Origin of the sequence: Candidatus Schmidhempelia bombi str. Bimp, from assembly GCF_000471645.3 — a bacterium.
GTDB classification, from domain to species: domain Bacteria; phylum Pseudomonadota; class Gammaproteobacteria; order Enterobacterales; family Orbaceae; genus Utexia; species Utexia bombi.
Map to the genome: position 1 here is coordinate 1 of NZ_AWGA01000054.1, position 18,456 is coordinate 18,456.

An 18,456-nucleotide genomic window follows, 5' to 3' on the forward strand; every position below is an offset into this window, starting at 1 on the left:
CAATCCAGAACAATTCCATAGAGACAAAGCCATTACTATAACAATAAGTAATACCGTTAAATAGTTTGCCTTGATAGAACAATTCATAATCATAATCATGTTCTTCATTAATGACATCATAATCAATTTTTATTGGGGTGGGGTATTTAAAAAAACCATAATCATCTTCAGCCGTGATCTTACCTTGGGTGATTTGATACACTTTATGCAGTTTTTGTTCACGATGGTCATAAGCCAGCCCTGTAAACAGCACATCATTTAAAAAGTACAAACCGTCAATTTGTTGTAAATAACTTAACTCTACCCGAACAGGTAGGTCAAATGAGGGAGTATTGTTTATTTTATTCATATCTTTCACCTTTTCGTCCTGTATGAACTTTAATTTGCGGATCTAATATACCACTACAATTAGCACAAGCTTCAAATTCACGTAAAAAATCGTCTTTTTTTGCTGGGCGATTAGTTTTCAGGGTATATACTTCAATAGCACTTAAATATGTTTCGGGATCTAGTCCCCGTGCTCGCAATTGTTTAAACACATAATCGACAGCCAATATTTCAGCATGAGCACCTGGCATACCATCAAAGTTTGATAAGCGATCTTTATGTGTGACTAAATAGTTTTCTATTAAATCTTTTGTTAATTCATCCATTTTTTCGTCAGGGTATAATCCAGCTAATTTTGATATATAACGGTCAATATCGATCACTTGAATTGGTGCTGAGTTACCAGCAAATTTGCTTGTATCAGCAAAGACTACCTGAGCGTTAATGGCGTCATTCAATGAAAAAGGTAAATTGGCAAACTGTTGGGTTGTCTCAAATGTAATGCCTTCAACTGTACATGTTGCTCGAGAGATAGCTTTTAACTTTTTCCATTTAGCTTCATTTATTCCACTATTTCTAGCCATTTGCTTAAACTTCTCAATATTGTCTAGGGAATGACTTTCTTTAATAACGGTGTCGACCTCTGTTGTGCTAGAAGCTTGATCATCTACCCTGACTAGAACCTGTATTTTTTGATTACTTGCTGATTTATCAGCCCCCCCGCCTAATGCATGGTTTATTGCTTCAATGGGGTTATCTAAATTTATATGCTCGGAAAGTACTTTTTTTAAATAAAATTCAGTCATGGGTGGCATAGTTAAATTATGTAAATAGTCTTGGTTAATGACTAACATATTGGGGAGCAACTTAGGGGGGTGTTTTATATTGTTGTCCGGAAAGGGTAATAATTTTAGTTCTTGTAATTGTCTAACTGCTGTTCTTGTTTCGGGTATTATGGCTAGTTGTGTTGATGATTGCCCGCCATGTTCAGTTGTTGTAATTTCGGGGATTCTTCGTGTTGATTGTGTTGCTAATCCTTCGCCATGCTCAAGTATTATTGTCTTGGGGTCTTTTAGCATAGCATTAACTTCTTCTTTTGTCATTTTTCGAACTGAAGAAGCGTCTTCTTTTATAAAACTAAAACTGGCACCAGCACTTTTAATGTTGATATATGTTAATGCACCAACGGTTACTCCTGCCGCTATCAGCCTTAATATTCTTGATAGTTTTTCATCGGGGGGAAGTGTTTTATCTTCTATGGTTGAATAAATGGCCGATGCAATGTTAGTCGAAATCATGATACCTTGGGCACTGTCCGCGGTTACTTGGCCAATAATCATTGCTTTAACGACATTGGGGTTACTAATATTGCCCACTGACATCGGCAAGAATGCGTGTGGTTTCCATTTTGTTAAGATTTTAAGTGAAGAAAACCCACACAGGCTTGCAACAATAGTTAATGAATCTATACCATCATGTTTCCAATTATTAAAACCGGTATTATAACGTTGTGCTATATTAATTACCGATGCCGCTGTACCCGCTACAGCCGAAGCCGCCATAGTCCATAGTGCTACCGTTGCCGCCTGTCCACCAGGTACAAAAAGTAATATGGCACCAGCAATGATTGATGCGCCAATAGCAACCCAAGATAGCGCATTAGAAATGCTGTCTAACCAAGTTGCCCCATCTGTTGTGAATTGGTGTTCTTCTGAGTAATAGCGATCATTTATCTCCCAACTAAGTAGTCCTTCACCATCAAATTTGGGTATTTCTAACGTTGGGTGGCTAGCGCAAAGATAACGGCATTTTAATATGCCATTTGGATAACGGTTGTTACTTTCCCATGTAGCTAATGCATCAAGGACAGCGGCTTGTTCTGTCTCACCTTTGCCTTCAAATACTCCACACCATCCTTGTTGGGTTGGACTAGTCCAATCTAATAAATAAACTTTATTATTTGTATAAAAATAACAAACTTGTAATAGAATTGAGTTAGTATCAGGATACTCGTTAGAGTAGTGTCTTGCGGTAATAATTTTAAAATTTTCTTTATGACTATTTGGTATTTTTTCTAGCAAATATTCTAGTTTCTTTGCATATGTTTCCATATTTGTGATGCGTTCTTGATATTTGCTATTTTCATCTTCATTAAGCTGGCTGTGAGCTTCTAAATCACGAATTAATTCAATTTGTTTTTTTAAGTTGTGCAATACGTTGAAGGGATTTTCAGTTTCTTCAAATGTTCCACTATCATAACTTAAACATTCATCTTGGCTGATAACATGCTGCACATAGTGATAAGTCTTTGGGTTTGGGTCACCTAAAGTTTTTTTTACCGTACATATTACAGTATGCACTCCTCTTAAGCTCCAAGTCGCGTTTAGCCATTCAGAACCGTTGGGTCCTTTGACACTATTCTGTTGTTTTTTGTCTTCATTTGTGTGATTGACACAATCCCAACTAACAAATAACCGCTCTACATCTTCAGCTTCGGGATTAACCTTTTTTAAAAAAAATGACATTTTTTTATTTTGGATCACATATTTTAAGGATGGTTCTGTCACAATTTTGTAGTCTTCTAAATCCATTGTTTTATTTCCTATTATTGTTTCTTGAGTTTGGCTTTAGCTAAAAGATAATCAATGAGATTTTTCTGATTGTTGTATGGTCCAATTGAGTTTTTTAATTCTTTTATTAAATCTTCATGATAGATCTGTGTATAAACCTCGCTTGTTTTTGCAACAATTTCTTCCGCATAACTTAAGTAATCAATTATTTCATTGGCATTGCCAATTTTAATTGCTTTATGTAGACGTTGTGCGTTGGCTTTAGCTAAGATGTCATCTTGATCGGGGTAAGCGTAAGCATATTTCATACCCGCTGGCACATTTTTTAATACCACTTTTCCTTCGCGATCTAATTTGCCTTGACGCAATTCACCATTTTCGAAACGCACTATGTATTTTGTCATTGGAATAGGGTAACCATCTTCAGTTTTAAGTTCTAGCGTGATGCCTTCTTGCATATCTTGTTCAGTAAATAATGCTGGTACATCGATTGGATCGTAATTTAATTTAGCAGCGCCCATCTTCTGCATCACATTACACTTAAGATAAATATTATCCTGCGTACCCAGCTCAATGCCTTCACTGCTGATTTTGATGTAAGAGCCACCACAGATAAGCTTGATTTCATCGCTTGCGGTGATGGTGAGTTTACCGTCAACACTGTCAATTTTAATATCTTGCTTAGCCGCCATATTTAGGTTGGCATTTTGGGCTTGTAGCTCAATATCACCTTGGTTAGCAAACAGTTTCATGCCTGATTTATGGGCAAATAGTCCTATTGCTTCGGATGAGGATACGGTGACGTTTTTTAATGCGTTGATATCGGTTTGATTTTCGCTGGTTAGGGTTAAGCTATTGCCTGTTGTCAGTTGGATGTTTTCTGGGCTGGTTAGGGCAATGCCTTCTTGGGCATAGGCTAAAATGCCACTTTGGGTCAGTTGAGTTAAGTTGGCTTTAAGCTGGTCTTGACTGTCGGTATCGGCACTGTGTGCGTGGGACTGGGTAGCCGCATTTTGTAGGGCTTTGGCAATTGATAAGGCGTTTTCAAGTTGTGTAATGGCAGCTTGCATATCGAGCTGTTTGCCTTGGGCTTTAGGCTCGGTTTGGGTGGTTAAGTATAAGCCTTTATTGGCAGCAATTGCGCCCCATTCATCCGTCCTCAGTTCAAACCCTTCACCACGATCTTGTTTGTTTTGGTCGACAAGGTGACCTATATTTAATTGGGTTTTACCGTATTCGGTAGCGAGTTTGATATGCTCTTGACCGCGTTTGTCATCCATCCGTAATTTGTTGTTAGCTGGCGTGCGAATCACATTGCGGTGTTTGTTAATGGTGGTCACATGGTCAGGGTGAGTGCTGTCGTGCATTGCATGGGCAATGTAGGGTCTATCTGGGTTGCTGTCCATAAAGGCAATAGCTACTTCCGTGCCGTCAATTAACGGGAAGTGAAAACCATAGGTGTTACCCGAATAAGGTTTGGCTAAGCGTACCCATAAGCTTTCATTGCCTTTTTTCCACTCTTTTAAGTCAAAGTTAAATTTGACCCGGTAGCGTCCTTGTGTGTCGATATAACCATAGGTATCGTTATCAGGGCTGGTGACCCGTGCTGACAAAGTCCCCCCAATTTGTGGCCAAGCAATCGGGGCAGGGCGATAAGGTTTTAAAACATTAAAAGGAATAGCGGTAAAACTGAGCTGGTAGGCATCACTACGGCTGCCATGTCCGGTAACACTAAGAATAATAATGCCTTCATCAATAGTGGTAAGCGGATTGCCTTCAATGCGCACCAATTGCCCTGGGGCTAATTGATAAAGGTTAGTTTTTCCTTTAATAATAACTTGATTGCTAATCGCTTGCTCATGGCGAATGCGCGCATACCCGTTACCGCTTTCAATAGCATTATCATGACTATCTAAATCTTTATAATGCTCACCATAAAGGTAGTGAGTGCCGTGGGTTGTAGTGTCATTTGGTTGGGTGTTGATGTCGCTTAATAATAGGGCGTTGGCATCACGGTAGTTGTAGTCTTGTACTTTAAATGATGATTCAACCATTTGGCTATGTAAGCTGATATCCCAAATACTCGGTTTGCCACTGTCTAGTGTGCTGCTTGGTAATTTATACGCCACCTTGGCAATTTGTTCATAGCCTTGTTCATAATCACTCATCACCATAACATCACAATCATGCTGTGCATGGCTTTCAAAGCGGAACCAAATACCGACATCAGCGAGTAAGCGTTGAATAAATTCAAGGTCAGATTCTTGCCATTGGGTAATAAACTCTCGAACAGCGTACTGGGCTTTGAGTTCAAGTAGATAATCAATGCCGATAAACCCATGACTTCTTAACACTTGCTCTACCACATTAACGACGCTTTGATTTTGGTAGATGGCACAGTTGCGGTTTAGGCTTAATCTGGCGAGTCGGGGGGAAACAACAACTTGGTAATGGGCTTCGTCTTTGTTAATCGAGAGTTGTTTAAATTCGGTGATAATGCCATATATTTTGTGAGAGCCGGTGCCAATCGGTAAGTCACTTAATGACCGAATGGCTTCGCTTAATTGATTTTTACCCGTAGGATTAAAAGCAAATGAGGCAGATTGGTTTAAACACGTATCGACCGATATGGCTTTGTTGGTACTGGTGAAGGTAATGGTATAACGCCATAACTGATTTAACTCTGCCTCATAATCAACCTTTAAGATAGAGATCGGGGCATTAAGTTTATCGATGGTTAAAGTATAACGATTGTGGCTGACTTGCGTAGTTAATCCATTTATGAAATTTTCACCAATGTGGTTAACGAAGTTAGATAAATCTTTTTTCATGTTTTATCCTACGAGTTTGCATTGAGTTAGATAAGCTGCACTGGTTAATTAGAATATGTTTTTTTATACATTGCAATGTTTTTAGGTTTAATTTATGAGTGTTTTTTTAAAATAGTACAGAAAAATTAGAAAACTCATTAACATAAAAATAATAGAGGATTTAGATATAAAAAATAACTCAGCTTACTTAACCATTTTGCCATTTAACTTAAATGCCTAGTTTTGTAAAAAACTTTGAGGAGTCTATACCGTTTCGTTTTGTGGGATTTTGGTATTTGCTGGTAGGTAATTTTTCTCACGTTGGGTTGCGTTACTGCAATATAACTAAAGGTTGTTGTATAGATTTTTGAGTTTTAAATTAAGCTGCTTTAAAAACGACCATTTAAGCGTGGTTCTACTACTATAATAAAATAATTAGTATTGTTTTAGTCTAGATGGTATCCATACCAAGTTCAATAGTTAATGTAGATACCAATCAATCTTGCCGAGAATATCTTTTTTTGAGTATTGGTATTCCCGTGATTTTTGCGCAGGTATTTATAGCGATAAATTTCAAGTGCTTAATTGTATTTTATTTTTGTTTATAACGTTATAGTTTCTTAGATGTAATAGTTTTTATTTAATTTGACATTCAAGTTATTTTATAACCTAAAAAGATGGTCAGAAATGAATCAAATAAAAGCACTAGTTAAGAAAAAGTAAATAGAAAATTTATTTTACTCATCGGACACTCATGGCTACACTAATTAGTACCACTTTTATAAGGTCATTGTTATGATAACCAAAAAACAAAAGGAACGAACAATGACAACTGACATTTCAAGAAGAGAAAAACGCAGTTTTAATAATGAATTCAAAAAACAGATGGTAATGCTGTATCAAAATGGCAAAAAACGAGCAGATATTGTTGCTGAGTATGACCTGACTAAATCTGCATAAGACAAGAGGCTTAAGCCATATCAAACCACTGGTGAGTTTACAGCTCAAGGTAATCGTAGCGTTCAAGAAAATGAGCTTATAGCCCTACGCAAAGAGAATAAGTGATTGTTGATGGAGAATGACATATAAGCTAATAAAAAGCAAAGTGCAGAAAATTGTCACAAACGGGGGTTTGTTTCGCTTTTTAGCAGGCTAGACAATTTAATATGGATTGAATATCTGTTCATTTACGGCGTAAAACAATCTTTATAATAAGAAGTGATGTTAGCGAAATAGCGATGATGACTATTCATCGATAGTGATTTATCTAATGGATAGAGATAAGTGCATTATTAACAAAAATAGTGGCTCCAAGATGCCGTTTATGGGTGGAAACCCTTGAACCCTAGGTTCAAGGTGAATTATACGTTTCAACCTTTAGGTTTCCTTGTCAAGCAAGGCTTACACACCAGCTGAAAACCGTACTATTCTAGCTTTTGGAATATCGGCTCAGGGGACTGACCCTTAATCGAACATCTCAGAGTTGCCTATAATGATACAACTCTGAGAGCAGGATTCAATAACATTTTTATTTATTTTTGTGTTTTTGTTCGCTGATTGCTGTTAATTAAAGCAGAATCTAAGACATTTTTTAATTCAAATAATTTTTGTGAATAAAAATGTTGTATCTCATTTTCTTTAGCTCGTTCTTTGGCTAATTCATATGAAATATTTAATGCTGTGGTGATAATAATTTGATCACTACTGAGGACCTGAGTTTTATCACGAAGCTCATTAAGGCGTTGTTCAAGATCTTGGGCAACTTGCCTTAGCGTCGGCACTTCCTCTTCCGGACAACTGAGTTTTAAATTGCGTCCAAAAATTTGAATTTCCACAACGTTTAAAGCCATAACTATACCTTACTTAAATTTGAGTGATTTCCTATACTGCGCTGTATTCCTTGCGCATCTAAACCTAAATCCCTAAGGATATCATCTTGCTCACCATGACGAATAAAGTTATCCGTAATACCGAGATTGAGCATATCACATTTCAGTCCAAGTTGGTAAATAAGCTCATTCACAGCACTGCCGGCGCCACCAGCAATAACGTTTTCCTCTAAAGTGACTAATAATGTATGCGATAATGCCATTTGCTTAATCATCTCTTCATCAAGTGGTTTAACAAATCGCATATCGACTACTGTTGCATCCAGTGCTTGTGCCGCGGCTAAAGCTTGCGGTAATAACGTACCAAAGTTAAGAATAGCAATGTGTTGCCCTTGGCGTTTTATCACAGCTTTACCAATAGGATAATGGGTTAACTCCGTTAACATCGCTCCGGTACCATAACCACGGGGATAACGAACCACCGCTGGACCTTGGTAATCATAACCGGTATTTAACATCTGACGACATTCATTCTCATCGCTTGGCGTCATAATCACCATATTGGGGATACATCTTAAAAACGAGATGTCAAACGTACCTTGATGGGTCGCGCCATCCGCGCCAACGATACCGGCGCGGTCAATCGCAAATAGCACAGATAAATTGGGCAATGCGATATCATGAATTAACTGATCATATGCACGTTGTAAAAACGTAGAATAAATAGCCACGACCGGTTTTAACTGGCTAATGGCAAAACCCGCCGCTAGCGTTACCGCGTGTTGCTCTGCGATCGCAACATCAAAAAATTGATCGGGATATTGGCGGGCAAAAGTGGTCATTCCCGATCCTTCTCGCATAGCGGGCGTAATAGCCATTAAACGCTTATCCCGACTGGCTACTTCACATAACCAATCACCAAAGATGGCAGAGTAACTTTTTTTATTGTTAGTATTGGGCGGAAGTTTACCGCATTTAGGATCAAATTTCGGCACGCCATGCCAAGAAATAGGATCAGCTTCAGCAGGGGCATAACCTTTGCCTTTTTTGGTTATCACATGCAATAGTTGTGGGCCTTTAAGTTGCTTCACCTTATGTAGCATAGAGACTAAACTGTCAATATCGTGACCGTCGACAGGACCAATATAATTAAATCCAATCTCTTCAAATAGCGTTGCTGGGGTTACTAGACCTTTAATATGCCCTTCCGTTTTTTTCAATAGGTCTTTAATCGGGGAAAAGCCAGACAACATTTTTTTGCTATTTTCGCGAAAATTAGTGTAGGTTTGGCTGGCGAGAATTTTGGCTAAATGACGATTTAATCCGCCGACATTCTCTGAAATAGACATATCATTATCATTTAAAATCACTAGCATATCAGAATGCAAGTGTCCTGCATGGTTCATCGCTTCAAATGCCATACCCGCCGTAATTGAACCATCGCCGATAACACAGACCACTTTATTGGCAATAGGTTTACGTTGCTCTGCAATAGCAATGCCTAAACCCGCGCTAATCGAGGTCGATGAATGACCCGTTGATAAGACATCATAGGGACTTTCTGCATGCCATGGGAATGGATGTAATCCGCCTTTTTGACGAATGGTGGTCATCGCATCACGGCGTCCTGTCAATATTTTATGCGGGTAGGCTTGGTGACCAACATCCCAAATGAGATGGTCATCAGGGGTATTATAAACATAATGCAATGCCACAGTAAGCTCAATCACACCCAGTCCTGAGGCTAAATGCCCACTTGATTGGCTAACACAATTAAGTAGATAGAGACGTAACTCCTCACACACCTGTCCCAGCTTATAACTAGGTAAGTCACGTAAATCAGAGGGAGAGTCTATACGCATTAAAAGTGAGTAATCATTGGCATCCACAGTTATATCATCCTTTTTACTTATCTCGTTGTATAATAAAGTTAGCGAGTTGCTGTAATAAGTCGCTATTATAAGGCAATTGATTTAAGGCAGCATTAGCTTGTTGATAAAGGGTGTAAGCCACTTTTTTCGCCTCCTTAAGCCCTAATAAAGCGGGATAAGTACACTTTGCTAATGCCATATCCGAACCTTGTGGTTTTCCCATAATCATTTGATCACCCACCACATCTAAAATATCATCTTGAACTTGAAACGCTAAGCCAATCGCCTCAGCATATTTATCTAATATCGGTTGATAAACCCGAAATGACGCGCCTGCACTGTAGAGCCCCAGTCTTACTGCGGCACGAATAATCATCCCAGTTTTATAATGATGAATGGTATTTAATTGCGCAACATTAATTTGCTGTTGTTCAGATTCAAGATCATAAACTTGCCCAACACACATCCCTTGTGCACCACTCGCGTTAGCCAACTCCGTTATCATATCCAATTTATCCGTAGCAAGCACCTCGGGCGCAGTAGACAAAATTTTAAAAGCAAGGGATTGTAAAGCGTCGCCAGCCAAAATAGCGTTGGCTTCGCCATATTTTATATGGCATGTTACTTTACCTCGACGTAATTCATCATTATCCATCGCGGGTAAATCATCATGAATGAGTGAATAAGTGTGTATCGCTTCAAGTGCTGCTGCAGGTGCATCAAGTTTTGCTAAAGGCACACCAAACATTTGTCCTGTTGCATAAACCAAAAAAGGGCGTACACGTTTTCCTCCCGCCAACAAACTATATTGCATGGCTTGGGATAACACCGATTCAGGAAGTGATTTTAAATAATCTTCCAAAACATCATCAATACGACGGGCAAAATTAGCTTGTTGTATTGCAAAAGTTTGAATGGTCATAGGGGTATTTATTCTTCACTCAAATTAAATTCAGCCAGATCCGATTCCACATTGTCATTTAATAAAATCTGGATACGTTGTTCTGCTTGTTGTAACTGTTTTTGTCCATGTTTAACTAGGGTTACACCGCGTTCAAACTCACTCAATGACTCATCAAGTGACAACCCGCCTGACTCTAAATGATTAACAATTACTTCTAATTCTTTTAAAGCTTCCTCAAATGAAACTGATTTTGTTATTTTTTTTGCCATGCTTGAATACTCCCTTTATTTTAACCGTAGTATACATGACATTGAACTAAGAAAATATAGTCATGTGGTATATATGATATTGATTTTAGGTAAAAATATTCCTCTGACTTAACAATTACCTAGCATAAAATTAACTGCTATTAAGTGATATCAATATAAAAAATAATCGGTTTAAATTAACTAAAAAAGATAGATGATTTTGGAAAAATAGACTACAAATAAAAGTTGATTTTTATCTGGTTTCTATTTCGAGCTAACTTAACTGGCTTATTATTCTGACCGTCGTTACGATTATTGATAAAATTTATTTTACTCATTAGCCATAATGATCAAAATACTGGTCGATGGCTTACCATATAGATACACCTTAGGTGGGTTAGTAACGTAAATAATAGGATTTTTACCTATTACCTTTATTTAAGCTAATCACTGACATTTTTTGCTAAATGAAAGGATTACGCTAAATAAATATAAGCATTCATACCGGATCGCTATCACAACCCCATCATCACTATTGAATTATATTTTTACTTTAAATTACCCTACTCATTTTTACGGGCACGATTTTTATATCGATAATAAACAAAATCAATTCATTAAAACGTCAATATTAACTATAAATGAATTCTCTTTTAACACTTTTTCGTATCATTTATAGTGCGGTTAAAGCTGAATATAGATGATTAAATTTTATTTACTACCCGCTTTCTAAAAGAGTGGGCGTCATAATGGCATATTAAGGTAACGATTGAATTATTACTATTTTAGGTTCTAATTGATGAGTTAAAGTACAATCCCCATCCAATCAATCAATAATAAACTATGATTTATTTTATATAATTGATAGAATTTATCTCACACTTAATAGCATACATGAATAATAAAATGAAGAAACACGCTGTAGATGTCATGATATCTGAAGCACAGATAAAGCAACGTATAACCGAATTGGGACAACAAATTAATCAAGACTATCACCATGCCGCCAATGAATTAGTCTTAGTTGGATTACTTCGTGGGTCATTTATTTTTATGGCCGATTTATCAAGAGCAATTACGATAGGTCACGAAGTTGATTTTATGACTGCGTCGAGTTATGGCAATGCGATGATGAGTAATCGTGATGTTAAAATCTTAAAAGATTTGGATGAAGATATTCGTGATAAAGATGTGTTAATTATAGAAGACATTATTGATACCGGCAATACGTTAAGTAAAGTGACCGAGTTATTAGCACTCCGTCAGCCACGTTCATTAAATATTTGTACTTTGTTGGATAAACCCTCACGACGTGAAGTGCAAGTACCGATAAAATATGTTGGTTTTACTATACCAGATGAATTTGTTGTCGGTTATGGTATCGATTATGCTCAACACTACCGTCATTTACCTTATATCGGTAAAGTGACGTTACTTGATGAATAATTATTCTCAGTTGACATTATACTAACAGACAACAATTTATTTATTTTGTAATATAAAGTGAAATATATCTGATAAAGATACAAAAATCATAACTGATAAAGCTGATCTTTTTAGGTATGAATAAAATATACTATTTTTAGTATAACTAAAAATTAAACCAAGGAAATATAGCCGCGTTTTACATTGGATAATCAAGCTTAAATTTACGCTAGTAATGGGATAATCGCATTTAATGATTAGCTTAATTTTCCGTGAAATTGAGGTTATATAAAGGATGAAAAAATAAGGAATAGGCACTTGCGTGATGTATTATGTTTTATAGCCTTGTTATTATGTGTACCATTAGTTAACGCAAACATGCTGCAGTTACAAATAACGGGATTGCACGGTGAATTGAAAGAAAACGTCGAAGGACGTTTATCCACGATGAATAAATCAGCGGTTGCCGATACACCGGAATTTAAACGTTATTTGACCGGAGAAATTAGTAAAGGATTGCGAGCTTTAGGCTATTACTCACCACAAATACAATTTTCTGTAAAAGAAACAGGAAAAACCCCAACTTTTGTTGCATCTGTAGAGCCAGGTCAACCAGTACGAATACAGCAAGTAACGGTTAATATTTTGGGTCAAGGTCAACAAGATACCGATTATATCCATTTATTAAAAACGGATGTGCCTGCAACTGGTGATGTTTTAAATCATGGTACCTACGATAAATTCAAAAAAAGATTACAAACACTGGCACTGAGCAAAGGGTATTTTGAAGCAGAAATCACCCGAAGTGAATTAGGCGTTGCAGCACAACGACACCAAGCTTTTTGGAATATCGATTTTAATACCCATGAACGTTATCGTTTCGGTAAAGTGACATTTCGTGAACAACCTATCCGTGAAAGTTATTTGCATAACATTATTCCTTTTAAAGAAGGAGAATATTATTCATCCGAATCATTAAGCCTATTTAATCGTCGCTTATCTTCGACAAATTGGTTTAATTCAGTGACCATTATTCCTAATATGGCACATACCAATCAAAAAAAAGAGATTCCATTTTACGTTATTGCTACGCCAAAGAAAAAAAATGTCATTGATATGGGGCTTGGTTATTCCACTGATGTAGGTGTTCGCAGTAAAATTGGTTGGAGTAAACCGTGGTTAAATGATCGCGGACACAGCTTCCAATCCAATTTATCCCTCTCAAAAGTCGAACAAATTGTTACTGGCAGTTATAAAATCCCATTACACCGTTCACCACTTGAGGATTATTATACTTTGCAAGGGGGATTTAAACATGAAGATAATAACGATACCCGCGCCGACTCTTATAATGTTGCAGTAATACGACACTGGGATAATTTTGATGGATGGCAAAAAGCGATGGGCTTAAATGTCAGCTATGATGAGTTTACTCAAGCTGACTATAGTTATGACACTTTTTTGGTCTACCCATCTTTTAGCCTATATCGGGCACGGCAAAGAGGGCAATTATTGCCAATGTGGGGCGATTCGCAGCGTTATTCATTAGAATTATCCTCCACAGCATTCGCATCGGATATTAATTTTTGGCGCTTTTCGACACAACAAGTTTGGATTCGATCTTTGTATGACTATCACCGCTTTATCGCTCGTGCCAATTTAGGGGTCATTGATACGAGTGACTTTAAACGTGTCCCGCCTTCCTTCCGTTATTTTGCTGGTGGTGATCGTAGTATTCGCGGCTACAGTTATCAATCTATTTCACCTAAAGATAATAAAGGTAAACTACTCGGAGCCTCACGTTTATTAACAGCTTCATTAGAATATCAATATAACTTCAGCGGCAATTGGTGGAGCGCGGTGTTTATTGATTCTGGTGAAGCGGTAAATGATATTAGAGATAATGATTTTCACACTGGCGCTGGGGCTGGAATTCGCTGGGTATCCCCTATTGGACCAGTAAAAATGGATATTGCAACCCCCGTTGGCAATAAAGATGGGCGATCAATCCATTTTTATATTGGGATAGGAGCGGAATTATGAGTAAATTAAGAAAATTAATTTTAGTTTTATGTTGTACACTGTTTTTGACGATAAGTTTACTCATTGTTTTACTGTATACCTCTTTAGGCTTGCGTTTGGTTACCTTTACCTTGGAAAAAACCATACCAGGTATTCATATTCAGCACGTTGAAGGAACATTACATAAGTTTGAATTAGATGGCTTTCATTTGGCCATGCCTGGCGTGGAAGTGAATGTAGATAAAGCCTCGCTTTCTTTATCGGGCATGTGTCTATTAGAAGCAAAACTATGCATTAAAAATTTTTATACTAAAAATGTGATTGTCAACATCGACACGGATAGTATACCTAGTTCACCGTCCCCAAAAGAGCCGCCAAAAACAGATGATTCACCATTTATGTTAAAAACGCCCGTTGTTATTGAACTAAAACAGTCCTATTTAGATTCAGTAAAGGTAAAAGTCGATGATATGAATTTTGGCTTAGACAGTTTTCACGGTAGCGCCTTTTGGGTGAAAGACCATATTATTGTCACCGAGGCAAAAAGTAATGGCGTTCGCGCTATTTTTGCCGATACCCCAAATACCAACGTAGAGATAGAACAATCATCGAATCGCTCTATTCCAGAACAGCTACAACAATTGTTTTCAGCACCGTTATTAAGTCATTTACCTGAATTTGTGATTCCGATTAATGTTTCGGTATTAAAACTAACGGGAACAGATTGGTTATTACATTTAGTTGATGATTACCGCTTCAATCAATTAACGATTCAGGGTAGTGTGATCGATAATAAAGTGAGTTTACGCCATGTAGAAAGCGATATATTAAATCCTTATCAAGATGCCCATGCCAATGTATCTGGAACTATTTTACTTGCAAAAAGTTGGCCACTCAATGCAACCTTTAATATTAATACCTTAAGTGATAAATCAGCGGCAACGGTAGTTAAAGGCGATATCGAAGGGGATATTTTAGGATTATTAGCGTTAAACAGTCAGGTCACTGGCAGAAACCAGTTCGACCTTAAGGCAAATATTAACTTTATTGAAAAATATTTGCCGCTAAAAATTAAGTTTGGAGGCCAACATCTACAGTGGCCATTGATTGGAAACGCCGATTATCAACTTAATCATTTCGATTTACAGCTATCTGGCTCAATGGAACAGATGTCCTTAAATAGTCATGGCTCGATTCAAGCAACCTCATGGCCAAATACGGTTTTTGCGGTATCAGCTAAAGGAATAAAAGATGGTATCCATGTTGAAAAATTATCTGTGCAATTAGAACAAGGTAAAATGGCGGTATCGGGTGAAGCGAATTGGAAAAAGAAATTAGTATGGGATCTAAAAACAGAGTTTGAACAACTCGATTTAACCAAATTCATCACCAACTACCCAATAAAACTAGCGGGTAAATTTAAAACAACAGGTTGGTTAGATAAAAAACAACATTGGTCTGTCAGTTTATCCGATTCCCTTGTGGAGGGGACCTTACGTAAAGAGCCGTTGCATATGTCGGGTGATGTCACCGTTAATTATGCGATGCAACCAAGTGCCAACCATTTTCTGTTGCAACTTGGCAATAATAAAATCAATCTCAACGGTAATATGAAACAGTCACTAACGGCGGCGATTGATATGTCGGCGTTATCGGTGTTTATGGAAGGACTTTCTGGCCAAGTAAAAGGGGATTTAGATGTTTCTGGTACGCTAACCAAACCCAATTTAAATACCAATATAATGGTCAATAATCTTGCATTCAATGAATTATTGATTAAGCAAATGTCCTTATATGGAAAGACTACCTATGATCAACAACTTAGTGGCGAATTAGCATTAGAAGCAAAAGCGCTCAACTATGGTGATAGCATTCAAGCCAAAAAGATACATTTAACCTTAAATGGTAATGAACAACATCATAGCTTAACTATCGATTTAAATGGTGAGCCAATAGCTGGATTAGTGACTGTTTATGGAAAATTAAATCGGGAGACGGGTAATTGGACAGGACAATTAGCCAATGCGAGTTTAGATACACCAGCCAAAAAATGGACGCTAGAGCAGCCAATCGCCGTCACTTACAATAACCACCAATCACTAATCAAAGTTGGGGCACATTGTTGGCATAATGCGAGTGCTAATCTCTGTTTAACAAAAGAGGCTACGATTAGTGATAAAGGTCAAGCAGATCTTAAACTTAATGATTTCGATCTAGCTGCATTGAATTTATCATTTGCGAATGATATCAAGATTGGCGGGAAGGTCTCCGCAGCAGCTAATATTCATTGGCAGCCCAAACAGCCTTTTCCGACTATTGTTGCGACGGTTAACAGTAACAACTTAAACTTAAAACCATCTCATAGTAAACAGCCTATTACTATGCCAGTTAGTCTTAATCTCAATATGGATGACAAACAGGCACTATTGATGTGGAATAGTGATTTAACTCAATATGGAAATATCGCTGGACAAATTAAAATTATCGATCCTATTGCCCAGAAAAAACTGGCTGGCCATTTAACCATAGATAACTTTTCTCTTGCCCTTTTATCACCACTATTACAGGAACAAGATTACGTAACGGGATTAATTAATGCCAATTTAACTGTTGGCGGTACGCTAAATAGCCCAAGTATTACTGGAAAATTAACCTTAAATCAGAGTGATATTCATGCGAAACAATTACCAGCAGATGTGCAATCCGTTTTTCTTGAATTAACGTTTCTGGGGCATTCATCAATATTGAACGGTGATATCAAAACGCAACAAGGTAATATCAATTTAACTGGAGAGGCTGATTGGCAGCATTTGAATAATTGGCAGGCAAAATTATCAGCCAAAGGACAAGGTTTGAATATTGCGATGCCACCGATGTTAACAATGACGATTATTCCTGATATAACCATTAAAGCCACACCGAATGCGATCGATTTAGGCGGACGAGTCACCATACCTAAAGCGCTAATTAAGGTGGAATCATTACCAGAATCAATCGTTGATGTCTCTTCGGACGAAGTTATGTTAAATAACCAATTGCAAGAAATCAAACCAAAATCACTGCCTATTCGCGTCAATAGTCATCTGTTATTGGATATTGGTGATGATGTCCAAATTGATGCTTTTGGTCTTAATGCAAAATTAAAAGGTCAACTTTTTGTTATACAAAGTAAGCAAGGGCTGGGATTAAATGGGCAAATGTTAATCCCTGAAGGACGTTTTCATGCTTATGGACAAGATCTGATTATTAAGAAAGGCGAACTCAATTTTGCTGGTCCCGTAGATCAACCTCAATTAAATATTGAGGCCATTCGTAATCCTAATTTAGTAGCGAATAATGTCACTGCGGGTATTAGAGTAACAGGACTGGCCGATAAGCCTACCGTGACCTTATTTTCAGACCCATCGATGTCAGACCAAGAAATTTTATCCTACATATTACGCGGAGAAGGGTTAGACAATGGCGAGCAAAGTGAAAATGATATGATGACCGCTATTTTGATTGGACTAGGTACTGCACAGAGTGGTAAATACGTTGGTCATCTTGGCGAAGCGTTTGGGATTAAGGATCTATCTCTCGATACACAAGGATCAGGTAATAATTCACAAGTGGTAGTCAGTGGCTATATTTTGCCAAGGTTACAAGTTAAATACGGTATTGGGTTATTTGACTCATTGGCAACCTTCACCTTACGTTATCGCTTAATGCCTAAACTATATATCGAAGCTATTTCTGGTTTAGCCCAATCCGTGGACTTACTCTATCAATTTGAATTCTAACTTTATTCAATTAAGCTGATTTGCTATGCAATCAGCTTAATATGATCTAAGTCATCTAACCTCTACTTTATCCATTTATAGAGCAAATTTTTTATTACACACTAAATCAAGAGTGTTAAGAACGGTAAAATTTGTTTTACTTTTCTAAGTAAAATTGTTAGTTTTTAATGATTAATCTTTTTCAATTGTTATGGAGAGACTGAAATGAAAAAATTAATGATCACAACATTGCTGGTTACCACTTTAGGACTCAGTGATTCGGTGTTAGCTAGCCAAACGACGATGACCATGCCAGTGGCGGAAAATACGCCTACCGTGGTAACTAAAGAATATATGAAAGTCATGGATGATATGCATAAGCCGATGATGGATGGCATAATGGACGCAGAACCCGATGTAGCCTTTGTTAAAGGCATGATTGCCCATCATCAAGGTGCTGTTGATATGGCAAAAATCGAATTAAAGTACGGTAAAGATGTCAAATTACGTAAATTAGCTAAAGCAATTATCGAAGATCAAGAAAAAGAGATCCTTTTTATGAAACATTGGCTAAATAACTATGAGAACAGTTCATTAACTGTCGACAAATAGAATTAACTATCCAGCCTATATTTCCATTAATGTATAAGATTGGTTATTGATATAATCGATCTTATATCCTACTTCAGCGT

Annotated in this window: 12 protein-coding genes and 1 other RNA gene; 5 read left to right on the top strand and 8 right to left on the bottom strand. The window is 37.3% G+C overall.

Features of this window, described 5'->3' with window-relative positions:
- The 3 genes from O970_RS05115 to O970_RS05125 all read right to left on the bottom strand — a co-directional run.
- The coding region (locus O970_RS05115) for a hypothetical protein (RefSeq protein WP_036562742.1) at positions 1 to 349 on the bottom strand (349 nt) is incomplete at its 3' end.
- The gene (locus O970_RS05120; protein ID WP_024496070.1) at positions 342 to 2,918 is read right to left on the bottom strand and encodes a hypothetical protein; all 2,577 of its coding nucleotides are present in this window, start codon (positions 2,916 to 2,918) and stop codon (positions 342 to 344) included. The genes O970_RS05115 and O970_RS05120, both read right to left, overlap by 8 nt.
- Positions 2,919 to 2,932: 14 nt before the next feature.
- On the bottom strand, positions 2,933 to 5,728 hold the full coding sequence (locus O970_RS05125; protein WP_024496071.1) for a type VI secretion system Vgr family protein: 2,796 nt from the start codon (positions 5,726 to 5,728) through the stop codon (positions 2,933 to 2,935).
- 804 nt (positions 5,729 to 6,532) lie between these two features.
- On the opposite strand from O970_RS05125, the gene O970_RS10190 reads away from it, so the two are divergent.
- Positions 6,533 to 6,667: a hypothetical protein gene (locus O970_RS10190; protein ID WP_275055003.1), complete on the top strand. Its 135-nt coding sequence runs from the start codon at positions 6,533 to 6,535 to the stop codon at positions 6,665 to 6,667.
- A gap of 343 nt (positions 6,668 to 7,010) precedes the next feature.
- Here O970_RS10190 and ssrS read toward each other — a convergent pair.
- The 5 genes from ssrS to xseB all read right to left on the bottom strand — a co-directional run bounded on the left by ssrS (position 7,011) and on the right by xseB (position 10,580).
- Positions 7,011 to 7,194, bottom strand: a non-coding RNA gene (gene ssrS, locus O970_RS05130) — 6S RNA.
- A gap of 45 nt (positions 7,195 to 7,239) precedes the next feature.
- A complete protein-coding gene (locus O970_RS05135; RefSeq protein ID WP_024496072.1) occupies positions 7,240 to 7,557 on the bottom strand; it encodes a cell division protein ZapA in 318 nt (105 codons plus the stop codon).
- A 2-nt stretch (positions 7,558 to 7,559) separates the two neighbouring features.
- Entirely contained in the window at positions 7,560 to 9,431 is a 1,872-nt protein-coding gene (gene dxs, locus O970_RS05140; RefSeq protein ID WP_024496073.1) for a 1-deoxy-D-xylulose-5-phosphate synthase, read from the bottom strand.
- Positions 9,432 to 9,441: 10 nt separating this feature from the next.
- Entirely contained in the window at positions 9,442 to 10,329 is an 888-nt protein-coding gene (gene ispA, locus O970_RS05145) for a (2E,6E)-farnesyl diphosphate synthase (RefSeq protein ID WP_024496074.1), read from the bottom strand.
- Positions 10,330 to 10,337: 8 nt separating this feature from the next.
- Complete coding sequence (xseB, locus tag O970_RS05150) at positions 10,338 to 10,580, bottom strand: exodeoxyribonuclease VII small subunit (protein WP_024496075.1); 243 nt, start codon at positions 10,578 to 10,580, stop codon at positions 10,338 to 10,340.
- A gap of 885 nt (positions 10,581 to 11,465) precedes the next feature.
- Here xseB and hpt point away from each other — a divergent pair.
- From hpt to copM, 4 genes are all read left to right on the top strand, one after another.
- The gene (hpt, locus tag O970_RS05155) at positions 11,466 to 12,005 is read left to right on the top strand and encodes a hypoxanthine phosphoribosyltransferase (RefSeq protein WP_036562745.1); all 540 of its coding nucleotides are present in this window, start codon (positions 11,466 to 11,468) and stop codon (positions 12,003 to 12,005) included.
- 357 nt (positions 12,006 to 12,362) lie between these two features.
- A complete protein-coding gene (tamA, locus tag O970_RS05160; RefSeq protein WP_081685265.1) occupies positions 12,363 to 14,027 on the top strand; it encodes an autotransporter assembly complex protein TamA in 1,665 nt (554 codons plus the stop codon).
- Positions 14,024 to 17,785, top strand: coding sequence for an autotransporter assembly complex protein TamB (gene tamB, locus O970_RS05165; RefSeq protein WP_024496078.1), 3,762 nt, complete (start codon positions 14,024 to 14,026; stop codon positions 17,783 to 17,785). Before tamA ends, tamB begins: the two co-directional genes overlap by 4 nt.
- 204 nt (positions 17,786 to 17,989) lie before the next feature.
- Positions 17,990 to 18,376, top strand: coding sequence for a CopM family metallochaperone (gene copM / locus O970_RS05170; RefSeq protein WP_024496079.1), 387 nt, complete (start codon positions 17,990 to 17,992; stop codon positions 18,374 to 18,376).
- Positions 18,377 to 18,456: the final 80 nt, after the last annotated feature.